The 11,662-nt window shown below is 40.7% G+C and carries 12 protein-coding genes and 1 pseudogene; 6 read left to right on the plus strand and 7 right to left on the minus strand.

The genetic code is table 11. From position 1 onward, the window contains the following. Positions 1–57: 57 nt before the first annotated feature. Positions 58–1,878, plus strand: coding sequence for an ABC transporter ATP-binding protein (locus CDC33_RS27820; protein ID WP_109011675.1), 1,821 nt, complete (start codon positions 58–60; stop codon positions 1,876–1,878). 162 nt (positions 1,879–2,040) lie between these two features. Here CDC33_RS27820 and CDC33_RS27825 read toward each other — a convergent pair. Continuing rightward, a pseudogene (locus CDC33_RS27825) lies at positions 2,041–2,292 on the minus strand (DUF4351 domain-containing protein); the annotation flags it as partial. A gap of 120 nt (positions 2,293–2,412) precedes the next feature. Then, positions 2,413–3,369 carry a hypothetical protein gene (locus CDC33_RS27830; RefSeq protein ID WP_109011677.1) on the minus strand — a complete coding sequence of 319 codons (957 nt, stop codon included), beginning with the start codon at positions 3,367–3,369 and terminating at the stop codon, positions 2,413–2,415. Positions 3,370–3,846: 477 nt separating this feature from the next. Between CDC33_RS27830 and CDC33_RS27835 the strand changes: the two genes are divergently transcribed. Continuing rightward, positions 3,847–5,958: a M3 family metallopeptidase gene (locus CDC33_RS27835; protein ID WP_109011678.1), complete on the plus strand. Its 2,112-nt coding sequence runs from the start codon at positions 3,847–3,849 to the stop codon at positions 5,956–5,958. A 272-nt stretch (positions 5,959–6,230) separates the two neighbouring features. Here CDC33_RS27835 and CDC33_RS27840 read toward each other — a convergent pair whose 3' ends face one another. Next, positions 6,231–6,503: a GlsB/YeaQ/YmgE family stress response membrane protein gene (locus tag CDC33_RS27840; RefSeq protein WP_109011679.1), complete on the minus strand. Its 273-nt coding sequence runs from the start codon at positions 6,501–6,503 to the stop codon at positions 6,231–6,233. Positions 6,504–7,034: 531 nt separating this feature from the next. Here CDC33_RS27840 and CDC33_RS27845 point away from each other — a divergent pair. From CDC33_RS27845 to CDC33_RS27855, 3 genes are all read left to right on the plus strand, one after another. Beyond that, entirely contained in the window at positions 7,035–7,667 is a 633-nt protein-coding gene (locus CDC33_RS27845) for a bifunctional 4-hydroxy-2-oxoglutarate aldolase/2-dehydro-3-deoxy-phosphogluconate aldolase (protein WP_109011680.1), read from the plus strand. Between the two features lie 113 nt (positions 7,668–7,780). Further along, entirely contained in the window at positions 7,781–8,293 is a 513-nt protein-coding gene (locus tag CDC33_RS27850; RefSeq protein ID WP_109011681.1) for a L,D-transpeptidase, read from the plus strand. Between the two features lie 556 nt (positions 8,294–8,849). Beyond that, positions 8,850–9,389, plus strand: a complete 540-nt coding sequence (locus tag CDC33_RS27855; protein WP_181374153.1) for a L,D-transpeptidase — start codon at positions 8,850–8,852, stop codon at positions 9,387–9,389. Positions 9,390–9,510: 121 nt separating this feature from the next. Here the strand turns inward: CDC33_RS27855 and CDC33_RS27860 are convergent, their stop codons facing one another. Both CDC33_RS27860 and CDC33_RS27865 read right to left on the minus strand, forming a co-directional pair. After that, positions 9,511–10,062, minus strand: a complete 552-nt coding sequence (locus CDC33_RS27860; RefSeq protein ID WP_369694400.1) for an IS200/IS605 family accessory protein TnpB-related protein — start codon at positions 10,060–10,062, stop codon at positions 9,511–9,513. Beyond that, the gene (locus tag CDC33_RS27865) at positions 9,995–10,282 is read right to left on the minus strand and encodes a recombinase family protein (protein WP_109011682.1); all 288 of its coding nucleotides are present in this window, start codon (positions 10,280–10,282) and stop codon (positions 9,995–9,997) included. The genes CDC33_RS27860 and CDC33_RS27865 overlap by 68 nt, the downstream gene beginning before the upstream one ends. A gap of 82 nt (positions 10,283–10,364) precedes the next feature. Between CDC33_RS27865 and CDC33_RS27870 the strand changes: the two genes are divergently transcribed. Beyond that, positions 10,365–10,928 carry a Uma2 family endonuclease gene (locus tag CDC33_RS27870; protein WP_109012736.1) on the plus strand — a complete coding sequence of 188 codons (564 nt, stop codon included), beginning with the start codon at positions 10,365–10,367 and terminating at the stop codon, positions 10,926–10,928. A 45-nt stretch (positions 10,929–10,973) separates the two neighbouring features. Here the strand turns inward: CDC33_RS27870 and CDC33_RS27875 are convergent, their stop codons facing one another. Further along, a complete protein-coding gene (locus CDC33_RS27875) occupies positions 10,974–11,375 on the minus strand; it encodes a helix-turn-helix domain-containing protein (RefSeq protein ID WP_109011683.1) in 402 nt (133 codons plus the stop codon). Beyond that, positions 11,359–11,658 carry a type II toxin-antitoxin system HigB family toxin gene (locus CDC33_RS27880; RefSeq protein ID WP_109011684.1) on the minus strand — a complete coding sequence of 100 codons (300 nt, stop codon included), beginning with the start codon at positions 11,656–11,658 and terminating at the stop codon, positions 11,359–11,361. Before CDC33_RS27880 ends, CDC33_RS27875 begins: the two co-directional genes overlap by 17 nt. Between the last annotated feature and the right edge of the window lie 4 nt (positions 11,659–11,662).

The following is an 11,662-nucleotide window of genomic DNA, read 5'->3' on the forward strand; positions in this document are numbered from 1 at the left end:
TACGAATGTAGTATATAAATTCCAAGTTTACGATCGCGCTCTTGGACGGTGTGCATCATGGCCAAATTTCAAGATATTGTCAATTACTTTCACTCTTACTGGAAGCAGAGTGTTTTCAGTATTACAGCATCTAGCATTTACGAAGTTATTGATTTAGTTGTCCCTTACGCGATTGGGCAGATTTTAAACGTTTTGTCTAATCAACCTTTGGATAAACCACTTCAAAGTGCGATCGCAACTTTTTCAAACATCACCAATTACCCAGTCAATAAAACTCTATCTTTAGGTGTCTTACTGGGTTTAATATTCGTTGTCACCGTAGTGAGAGCGCCCACACAACCCTGGTTAACCAATTGGTTTCATTGGGATATAGCTTTAAGGGTGCGTCGGGAGAAAGCCCAAACAGCCATAGAAAAAATTCTGACTCTCCCACTGGAATTTTATGATGAAAATAACCCCGGACGTATTGCTGGAAGAATAGCAAGAGGTATTTCTAATCACACTTTTAGTTACCCTGAAGTTGCCGGACAGTTGATTCCTAAACTAGCTCGTGTACTAGGAATCTTCTTGTTTATTTTGGTGATTGAATGGCGAATTGCAGTTCTATATCTAATCTCCTTTGTAGTTATCCTTGGCTTAACTTTGAAGGATTTACAACGGTTGATTGGGCACGAAACTATTCTAGATAAATACGGTGAAGACACCGAAAGCCGTACTTCCGAATTGATTACTAATATCAAAACGGTGAAAGCATTTGCTAGAGAAGCTAGGGAACTGAAACGGCAAAAGCAACGTTTAGATCGTGAACTAACGGTGGTTGAGAGTCGCATCCACAAAGGTTATACGATACTGACTACTTGGCAAAGAACTGTAATTCAGTTTTGTGTATTTACAATTCTGGGTTTGACTTTAGCAGCAACATTAGATGGGAGAATTTCTCTTGGTCACTTTGTCATGACCTTAACTCTTTCTAGCATGGCTTATGCTGAATTAGAACCTATTAGTGCCTTGGCAGAAGTTTTTGCCCGTCGTTATTCTCCCATGCTGCGGTTTCACGAATTTCTGCAAGAGCCAACTGCATCTGATTCAGCTAGTCTTTTAGAAGAGAGCAACCAGACAGAATCTCCTTATAAATTTACTGGAAAAGTTGAGTTGTCCCACCTGACTTTTGGATATGATGCCAAGCGTCAAGTTTTACAAGATATTAACTTGTTGATTGAGCCATACCAAACAGTGGCATTAGTGGGGCGTTCCGGTTCTGGTAAGTCTACTTTAGTGAAATTGCTGTTGCGATATTTTGAGCCTCAAGAAGGTCAAATTCTGATTGATGGTCAAGATATTCGCACTTTGGATGTGGGTAAGTATAGACGAAGGCTAGCGATCGTTCACCAAGAAGTAGACGTTTTTAACGGTACTATATTAGATAACCTCACCTACGGCAGACCAAATGCTAGTTTAGAGCAGGTTCAAGAAGCCTGTAGAATTGCCAGAGTCGATGAAGTAGTGCAGCACTTACCCAAAGGTTATTACACCGTCGTGGGAGAACGAGGTGTCAGGCTATCTGGAGGACAAAGACAACGGTTAGGAATTGCTAGGGCGTTGTTAGTAGAACCAGACGTGCTGATTTTTGACGAAGCCACCTCTAGTTTAGATTATGAGTCTGAGCGTTCAATTCAACTAGCGATGCGATCAATTCAGGGTACTTGCACCACCATTGTTATTGCTCACCGTCTAAGTACAGTGCGGGAAGCTGATAAAATTGTGGTTCTTGAGCAAGGAAAGATTGTAGAAGTCGGTAGCCACGAAGAACTCTTGCATCACGAAGGTATTTACCACCGCTTGCACTCCCTGCAAGAAACAGGAGAACTCCTGAATTAGAGGACTTATAAGATTTAATATCGGACATTTTTTTGACCCCTCATGTGAACAGTTACTTAGGAACTTCCAAAAAATTGATTATTATTAAAATGTGGCTTTTGATTTTTATTGAGTAATTTATTTCTTGGAAGTCCTTAAGTGAATCTACACATAGAGATAGATTTAGTCGCTTGTATTTTGCTCAAGCCAAGCGACTAAATCAGATACATTTGAAAAATCTAAAAATTCTTCGCCCAATCCTTCCAATTTTTCAGTAGATAAGACTTGGAGACGTTCAATTATTAATGAATCTATCTCACCAAAGCGTCTGTTTAAAAGACGTTTTGTATATTTCAACGCTTCCTTCTGTTCTCCCCTCTGTTCTCCCTGATGCAAAATATCTTGATAAATTACTGATTCTTGCATAAGTTCCTCCCGGAATGATTATTGTACCTGATTTTATTGATTGCTTGGGGGAGTTACAAGAAGTAAAGAAAATAATCAATTTCCCACTGCGAGAATATTAATCAGTAATCGAAGTATTCCAACAAAAAATTAAGATTTAATCTTATCTGCTTCTTTCTGCGCCGCCTCACTATATTTTTTATATAGTTGAGTCCTAATTTTTGCCTCCTGATAACGGCTGTGGTTTTTTGGTACCGTACTCATTAAATCTGAGGCTCGTTGCCACTTAGCAGCTATCTCTAACCACTGAGTTGAGACTGTGGCTGTTTTACCAGATGCAGAAGCTTGGTTAGCAATTCTCACGGCTGTGGAAAATTGATCATCAGACGGGTCAGAAATGTTATTCTTAGCAGGACTAAGTGGTGTTTGAACTTTCTTCTGGCTCGTATTTTCTGGAGTTATAGATTTAGAAGTTTGTAATTGCATTAGGTTGCTCAGATTATTACCTAACTGGGCATAAACAACCCAACTAAGCAACAACAGTGAGCATAAACCAGCCGCAGCTAATATCTTTTTTTTAGGCTTATTTTTGTGTTTTTCTTTGTTAATAAGTACCAAAGGACGAGAAACTTGAGTTCTAGGAAAATTTGGCTTTCCTAGTTCAGCTTTAGCTTCTGTGAAATCTGCAATTAATTGCTTTACAAGATTAGGCTGAATTAACGTAATTTCCTGTGACCAAAGCAATTGGTTGTCGCGATCGCTATCTATTTCCTTTAACCACAATAATTGTTGTTCTCGAACAATCCGACTGTTGATATTGACTCGCCGAATGTGACGCGGCGCGATGGAATCAAGAATTTGCTGGATTTGTTCTACGAGGGGAGATTGCTCAAGTTGCTCTATTCTAGCCGCCTCGCACAGAAGTTGTAAGACACCATCAGAAAATATGGCTCTAGTTCTGACACCAGACTTGGCTAGCTTTTCGTTCAATAGTTGAATAATGGCAGCAACGCTACCTTGGTGAGCTTGCCAAACGATATCATTTATCCGGTCTACCACCTGAAATTTAGTGATAGCTCTTCCACCCTGACTGATTAACGTATTCATTAATTTAGGGACTATTTTCTACTTACCTTGATCTTGTTTTCGATTTTACGAGTAAAAAGATGAGTTGCCAAATAAAATCATAAATATACAGCCTACCTTTTCGGTTCGGCAAGGATGATTGATCGCATTAAGTTAATTTGACACTTCTACGCCTTGAAAGTGTAGGATTCTTGGGCTGAAACTGCGTTTTCAGGATAACGCCCATGCTGGCGGACGCGCTACCTGTTTGACATAGTACATTAATGATGTCTTTTTGCGTAGGCGTAGCCCGCCATAGGCATCGCCTTTGGTAAAGTTGTCAGATATTGTTCACAAACTAAACAAAATTGCTGTATCGGGATATTTTTGTGAGGAATTCTCGCTTTTTTCGCCTTTTTGTCATAATGGCAAGACTAACTCGTGCTGCGATCGCTACATTAGAAATATATAAATCAAAACCATTGTTGATTTTTATTCATCCGCAGTTCACACAAAACCATGAGTGCAAGTACCCTTATTTCCGACAATCCCCTACTTCAAGGCACTGGTTTACCTGCCTTTGCAGAGATTAAACCAGAGCGAGTAGTACCAGCCTTCAATCAGTTGCTGGCAGAACTTGAGCAGCAGCTTGCCACCTTAGAATCTAATGTACAGCCTACTTGGAGTGGTTTAGTAGAACCCTTAGAAAAGCTGACAGAACGGCTTACCTGGAGTTGGGGGGTAGTGAATCATTTAATGGGTGTTAAAAATAGCCCAGAACTGCGCGAAGCTCATGAAATCGTACAGCCACTAGTTGTACAATTTATCAACAAGCTTGGTCAAAGCAAACCTATCTATAATGCTTTTAAGGCACTCCGCACCAGTGATACTTGGGCAACTTTAGAATTAGCCCAACAGCGCATTGTAGAAGCGGCTATTCGAGATGCAGAACTTTCTGGTGTTGGCTTAGAAGGAGAGGCAAGAGAGCGTTTCAACGCCATACAAATGGAGTTAGCAGAACTTTCTACCAAATTCTCTAACCATGTACTTGATGCCACTAAAGCCTTCAGCTTAACCCTAACAACACAAGCTGAAATTGACGGTTTACCACCAAGCTTAGTAAGTTTAGCCGCTCAAGCGGCTCGTGCTGCTGGCGAAAGCAATGCTACACCAGAAAATGGCCCCTGGCGGATTACTTTGGACTTCCCCAGCTATGGCCCTTTCATGCAGCACAGTACCCGTCGAGATTTGCGCGAAAAGCTTTACAAAGCTCATATCACCCGCGCTTCTAGTGGCGATTTGGATAACAACCCTTTAATTGAGCGCATTTTGAAGTTGCGCCAAGAACTCGCAGATATACTAGGCTTTAAAAGTTTTGCTCAATTGAGCCTAGCTAGTAAGATGGCTCCCAATGTTGAGGCAGTCAACGCCCTATTAGAAGAACTACGCCGCGCTAGTTATGATGCTGCTGTCAAAGACTTGGCAGAACTCAAAGCTTTTGCAGCAGCACAGGGAGCAGCAGAAGCTGAGGATTTAAAACACTGGGATATCAGCTTTTGGGCAGAACGCCAACGAGAAGCAAAATTCGCCTTTACTTCTGAAGAATTGCGTCCCTACTTTCCTCTTCCCCAAGTTTTAGACGGCTTATTTGGACTAGTTAAGCGGCTGTTTGGCGTTACTGTCACCTCTGCCGATGGTCAAGCGCCAGTATGGCATGAAGATGTCCGTTATTTCCAAATTGCTGACGAAACTGGTTCCCCCATAGCCTACTTCTACTTAGACCCTTACAGCCGTCCAGCCGAGAAACGCGGTGGTGCTTGGATGGATGTGTGCATCAATCGAGCCAAAATCACTGAAAATGGTGTTACTGCTATCCGCTTACCTGTAGCTTATTTGGTGTGTAATCAAAGTCCTCCCGTAGATGGTAAACCTAGTTTAATGACTTTCTATGAAGTAGAAACTTTGTTCCACGAATTTGGTCATGGATTGCACCACATGCTCACTAAGGTTGACTATACCGGAGCCGCAGGCATCAATAATGTGGAGTGGGATGCAGTGGAACTACCTAGTCAGTTTATGGAAAACTGGTGTTATGAGCGAACCACTTTCTTTGGAATGGCGAAGCATTACGAAACTGGTGAAGCCTTACCGGAGCATTATTATCAAAAGCTGCTAGCGGCGCGTAATTATATGAGTGGATCTTCGACGTTGCGGCAGATCCATCTAAGCAGCCTTGATTTAGAACTCCACTACCGCTATCAACCTGGTAGTAATGAAACTCCCTCAGATGTGCGTCATCGCATAGCCAAGACTACTACTGTTTTACCGCCACTTCCAGAAGATTCAATTTTATGTGCTTTTGGACATATTTTTGAGGGTGGTTATGCAGCAGGCTATTACAGTTACAAATGGGCTGAGGTACTAAGTGCTGATGCTTTTGCCGCTTTTGAAGAAGCGGGGCTAGAAGATGAAGAGGCTATAAAAGCTACAGGTCGGCGTTATCGAGATACAGTGCTGGCACTTGGTGGTGGTCAGCATCCAATGGAGGTGTTTAAAACTTTCCGGGGTCGTGAACCGAGTACGATCGCTTTGCTCAGGCACAATGGTTTAGTCAGTGCTGCTGTAAACTAAATAACGTCCCTACTGGCATGAAATTAATCCTCAATTAGCGATCGCCAACCTGCGGAAAAGCTGTAATGTGGGTTATGCCGTAGGCTAACGTACCATCTTAGATTTTCGGTGCGTTATGGACTAATTTCCTAACGCACCCTAACAAATTTTAAGAAAATTAATCCAAAAAATAGCACCACCTTAATTAAGGCTGGCGCTATTTTTTGGATTTAATTGACAATAGTTAAATTAATTTTTTAAGTTCCCCTCACTTCTTGTCTGCACTTTTGCTTTTATACAGCACTGCTACGTGTAATTAAGTTCCACAGGAAAACCGCAACAATTGCACCAAGAACTGCTAGCGCAATACCAGGAATACTAAAACCAGCAGGTGCTAAAGTTAACACCCCTGTACTGAAGAATACGCCTAAGCTACCGCCAACAAAAGCACCGATGATTCCTAGTAAGATTGTTCCCAGAATACCGCCACCTTGATGACCGGGGTAGATAGCCTTAGCGATCGCACCAGCAATTAGACCTAAAACAATCCAAGCAAGAATATTCATTGTTATTAATTGGATAAACGTTTTTTACTCACAAATTCATATTATCAATCCTCATCTTTTGTTCCATCTACCATCAGAATTAATCATTAATCACCAGAAGGAAGAGTTGAATTGTAACTAGGTTTTTTCGTATATACCTCCATTGAGCTAGATAATCAATTAAAAAAAAGCTCCTAGTAGGTCTTCAACTAGGGGCTTATCAAACTATTGCTTGGTAATTGCAGTATATGCATTTTTAATTAACTCTCTCCTCTACTAGAAGAATTAAGCTGAGTTTTTAAAGACTGTTACTAAAGTAATGTAAAGGAAGCAAAATTAGGCGATGTATAGAACGAGCCTAGTCAATGACTCGATGGCTGAGAAATGGAGACAGTCTGCGATAAGACCAATGCATACTTAGGAAAATCAGACTCACCAAGGTTAGCAACATCACCGTCACGCTTGTATTGGGGAATGGGGACTGGTGAGTGGGAAAATTTGCATTAGCCCAATCCATAATCCTTAATCCCCCATTCCTAATTTCCAGTCAAAATGCCTAATCAAATTTGGTTATCACAATTGCAAAAACATCGGGCGATCGCAGTCATCCGCGCCCCTAAAATCGAAGTGGGACAGCAAATGGCAATGGCTGTAGCATCTGGGGGAATGCATTTAATTGAGATTACGTGGAATAGCTCGCAGGCTGGGGAATTAATCACTCAACTACGTTCAGAATTACCAGCCTGTACTATTGGCACTGGTACGCTATTTAATGTGCAACAGTTAGAAGAAGCGATCGCATCTGGGGCGCAATTCCTCTTCACACCCCACGTTGACTCCGCAATGATTCAAGCAGCACAAGAAAAAAATGTGCCGATCATCCCAGGAGCTATGACTCCTACAGAAATTGTTACCGCCTGGAGTCAGGGCGCTAGTTGTGTAAAAGTGTTTCCTGTACAAGCAGTGGGAGGGGTAGATTATATCAAAAGTTTGCAAGGGCCACTAGGTCAGATTCCCTTAATTCCTACTGGCGGCGTGACTTTAGAAAATGCCAAAGAATTTTTACAAGCCGGAGCGATCGCTGTCGGTTTGAGCGGGGAATTATTTCCGAAAAAGCTTGTCACAGAGGGGAATTGGGAAGCGATCGCATCTGGGGCAAGAAAGCTGATACAACAGTTAAGTTAACTTAGAATCAAATCATCAAAAGTTCACGTCTATTAAAGTAATAGATAGAGAAATAAAGGTGAAAACTGATAAGTTTCTCAAGACCCCATGATTTGAGTGTGAGTGTATCTAAAATGAAAAAACTGTATCCTGACTGGGTGCGTCACTTAAAAATACTCCTTACTGGTACAGCACTGTCCTTAAGTGTTTTTACTACTACTGGAACGAGTGAAGTTTGGGCAAATACTAAAGATCAAGTGATTGCCCAAAAAATCCAGACATTACAACAATCAGATCAGCGTTGGATTCAAATTGATCTTTCAAAGCAACGGTTAATAGCTTGGCAAGGTGACAGAGTGGTTTATGGAAGTGCCATTTCCTCTGGCAAAAAAGGTACTCCCACTCTTATTGGTACTTTTAAAATTCAATCCAAGTTCAAAACTACGCGGATGCAGGGGGAAAACTACGATGTTCCCAACGTTCCTTATGCGATGTTTTACCAAGGTAATTACGGTATTCACGGAGCTTACTGGCATAAAAGGTTTGGCACTCCAGTGAGCCACGGCTGTGTAAATCTCCCACCTAAACATGCTAAATGGCTATTTGAGTGGGCATCGGTAGGGACACCAGTAGTTATCCAGAAATAGTAGGTGAAGCAACCAAAAGGCAATTTAGAGAAAATAATTAATAACAACAAATCAAGACAATTGAGTGATTCCCAGCAATATTTGATGCTGGGAATCTTCGGAGTCGGAATTACTGAATTTGGAATAAAATATAGAAGAGGGCATTTAACGATTTGCCCCAGAAAATAAGCGTAAATCCTGACAATTGCCGTGTGAAATTAAAAATGCAAATATAAGTTTTGGGAAAGTTTGTATTTAGGCATTTCAATGACAGATTTTTTGTAAAGGAGTCCTTTGTAATTAGTCATTAGTTCATTGGTCATTTGTACTAAGGGGTGCCAACAGCGCAGCCTCTGGTAGAGAAGTATTAGTCATTAATTAGAACTCATCATTTAATTAAGGACAAATGACAAATGTGCAAATTGGATGCAGATTAGCTTAGGACTTGTTTTGAAAAGCATTAGCGGATGAATTGCGTAAATCCTCAATAGGAAGCGAGTAGTCTATCTGGAAATTTTAGCTTTCTGGAAAATTACTTCGCTTCATAATTTTTGCGTAGTTTAGAAGGTGAGGCATAATGCAATCTTGGATTCGCAGTGATAGGATTCGTTCTTCAGGAACTTTTTGTACAGGCGTGGCGCTGATGGTGGCAACTCTATTTTCTTGGTCATCACCTTTAGCAGGTACACCCAACTTTACTACAGCAACAGCCGCGTCAGTGGATGAAAACAGCATCACTGCATCTAATATCAGGCAAACATCCCAACCTCGCTGGATTGAAATTGACTTGTCAGAGCAACGCTTACGTGCATGGGAAGGTAAAAGACTTGTTTATTCATACCGCATTTCTGGAGGCAAGCGATCGACCCCCACACCCATAGGTAGATTTCGGATTAATTCTAAATATCGTACTCACCGGATGCGAGGCAGGGACTACAATATTCCTGATGTTCCTTACACAATGTATTTTTACAGAGGCTATGCTATCCACGGTGCTTACTGGCATAATCGGTTTGGAACTCCAGTTAGCCACGGTTGCGTAAATTTACCTGTTAAGCAAGCTCGCAATCTTTACAGATGGGCTTCAACCGGAACTTTAGTAGTGGTGCGGAAATAATTCGTAATTAAGAGTTGCAATTCTGTCTTTGATGTATGGACAGGTGCTTAACTCCGTGAACGCACCTGTCCATACATACTGCTAGACTAAAAACAGTTAGTAACTTTATGGACAAATGTCCTCAAGCAACTTTTCCCGGTGTTACGCAAAATGGATAAACTGCAATATCCTCTATCCCTAAACTATACGTCGCTGGGACTACCTTTCTTGTAATATTCAGGCTGGCATTTATATCTGCATGAATAAGTTTGCCATTACTGGATTTATACCAAGCCCTCTTTATTCGCTTACCACTGAATGTGTGTTTTTCACCCTTTTTGTAAACAGGAATTGGGTCTAAATCGAGAAACGACGAGGCTGAGGTATAGGATTCCTCATTAATCAAAACGGTTATCCCAACCAGTTCGGCTTTATATTGCAATTGCTCAATAAACCGTGAATGAGGAATACTAACAAAGTTCTGGTTAGTCTTTGTCCCAAGATTAATTTCTTGTTTCCATTGGTGATTTTTCCCAATAACCAATGTTCCAATTTTCTCACCAACCAAATGGTTAATGATCCATCTACTGGCATTGTGTAAGTAATTATCAATTCGGTTGTTGCGCTTACAAGTTAAAGCATTGAGCCGAATCGACTTTGTAAATACGATAACCTCTTGCGATAGAATAATCAGTTAATCTAATGGCTTGGCGATCTAGATTTGGTTTTGCTTCTGCCGATGAAACCCTGGCATAAATTAGAGCGATTTGCTCTTTTTCTGTTGGATTATCAGACTCAATAATAATCGTCCCTGTCGATGGGATTTGATAACCATTTAGTTGCCCAGCTTTCCACCAACGATGTGCTGTTTTATAGCTTACTCCAACTTTCTTTGCGTAATCAGATAATTTCATATACCCATATTACAGTTATTGGGTATATATGGGTATAAAATCAATGAATATTTACAACACATCTTTGAGGGATTTAGGAGCTATGAGCTACTCAACTACTCAACTATTTACCTTGGAGGAATTTCTGAAGCTCCCAGAAACAAAGCCTGCGAGTGAATATATTAATGGTGAGATTATTTCTAAACCAATGCCGAAAGGGAGATACAGCCGCTTGCAAGGGAAACTCGGCGCTGTTGTTAATGAAGTTACAGAGACTCAGAAAATTGCCTATGCATTTCCCGAATTACGGTGTAGTTTTGGCGATCGCTCAATTGTACCTGATGTAGCTGTATTTCAGTGGGGACGCATACCGTTCACTGTTGATAATGAAGTACCTGATAATTTTGAACTTCCACCAGACTGGACGATTGAGATTCTTTCGCCAGAACAAAAACCCAACAAAGTAATTGGCAACATTCTCTACTGTCTAAAGTATGGTAGCCGTCTTGGATGGTTTCTTGATCCTGATGATTTCAGTATTTTGGCATTTCTACCAGAGCAACAACCAGTGTTACTCCAGGGAGAAGATTTTTTGCCTGTGTTACCAGAAATTCAACTTGCACTAACCGTCAATCAAGTTTTTGGATGGTTAAAAATGGGCGGTTAGAAATAACTTATAAAGTGCGTAGGCGTAACCCATCGTAGACATCGCTTAGTTCTCAAACAAACTACTATCAACGTGAAAAAAATTCCCTAAGACCTTAGCCATCTCTTGAGTAATTTCTTGTTTTCCACTCATAACTTGAGAAACAACCTCTGTTGAACCAAGAATTGCTACTAACTCAGCTTCCTTAACATTCTGAGCATCGATCAGATGGAGAAACATTGAGTTTGCTGTTGATTCTCCCATTGGATAATGCTCATCCTCATATTTTTCTATCAGAGCGATCAACAGGTCTAATAATGCTGACTCTTCCAAAGTTCGGTTAACTCGATGAGACAGTTCCTCAGCTAGTGTAATAGCTTGCTCATTTTCCTCATCTGTTTTAATAATCTTGGGTTGATATTTAACAAGCAAACTAGCATAAGTTTCACGGTTAAAAGTAAGGGTCATTTTTCCATTTATCCTTATCGTATTCTGCGTGCGTCAAAATGTATTTAAGATAAATTATTTGGTCACTATAAACCAAATCAACTATCAGACGATATTTGTTGCCTTTGATATTAAAAACAGTGAAATTACCAACAGCTTCTGCTTGAGGATAAACTTCTTGCACTTGGGTAAGATTATCCCATGTAGCTTTATTGGCAGCTTTGTACCAGTTTTTAAGTGCATCACAGGAATCAGCATAATTTTGGCAAAATTCGCGCAGCTTTTTACGACTGATGATATGCATTATA

The sequence above is a fragment of the Nostoc commune NIES-4072 genome (assembly GCF_003113895.1).
Taxonomy (GTDB): Bacteria; Cyanobacteriota; Cyanobacteriia; order Cyanobacteriales; family Nostocaceae; genus Nostoc; species Nostoc commune.

Bases quoted from the DNA above. Each gene is read 5' to 3' on its own strand.
- CDC33_RS27845 (WP_109011680.1), top strand. From the start codon at position 7,035: ATGCCTAATCAAATTTGGTTATCACAATTGCAAAAACATCGGGCGATC.
- CDC33_RS27835 (WP_109011678.1), top strand. From the start codon at position 3,847: ATGAGTGCAAGTACCCTTATTTCCGACAATCCCCTACTTCAAGGCACT.
- CDC33_RS27865 (WP_109011682.1), bottom strand. From the start codon at position 10,282: ATGAAATTATCTGATTACGCAAAGAAAGTTGGAGTAAGCTATAAAACA.
- CDC33_RS27870 (WP_109012736.1), top strand. From the start codon at position 10,365: ATGAGCTACTCAACTACTCAACTATTTACCTTGGAGGAATTTCTGAAG.
- CDC33_RS27880 (WP_109011684.1), bottom strand. From the start codon at position 11,658: ATGCATATCATCAGTCGTAAAAAGCTGCGCGAATTTTGCCAAAATTAT.
- CDC33_RS27875 (WP_109011683.1), bottom strand. From the start codon at position 11,375: ATGACCCTTACTTTTAACCGTGAAACTTATGCTAGTTTGCTTGTTAAA.
- CDC33_RS27855 (WP_181374153.1), top strand. From the start codon at position 8,850: ATGCAATCTTGGATTCGCAGTGATAGGATTCGTTCTTCAGGAACTTTT.
- CDC33_RS27830 (WP_109011677.1), bottom strand. From the start codon at position 3,369: ATGAATACGTTAATCAGTCAGGGTGGAAGAGCTATCACTAAATTTCAG.
- CDC33_RS27820 (WP_109011675.1), top strand. From the start codon at position 58: ATGGCCAAATTTCAAGATATTGTCAATTACTTTCACTCTTACTGGAAG.
- CDC33_RS27850 (WP_109011681.1), top strand. From the start codon at position 7,781: ATGAAAAAACTGTATCCTGACTGGGTGCGTCACTTAAAAATACTCCTT.
- CDC33_RS27840 (WP_109011679.1), bottom strand. From the start codon at position 6,503: ATGAATATTCTTGCTTGGATTGTTTTAGGTCTAATTGCTGGTGCGATC.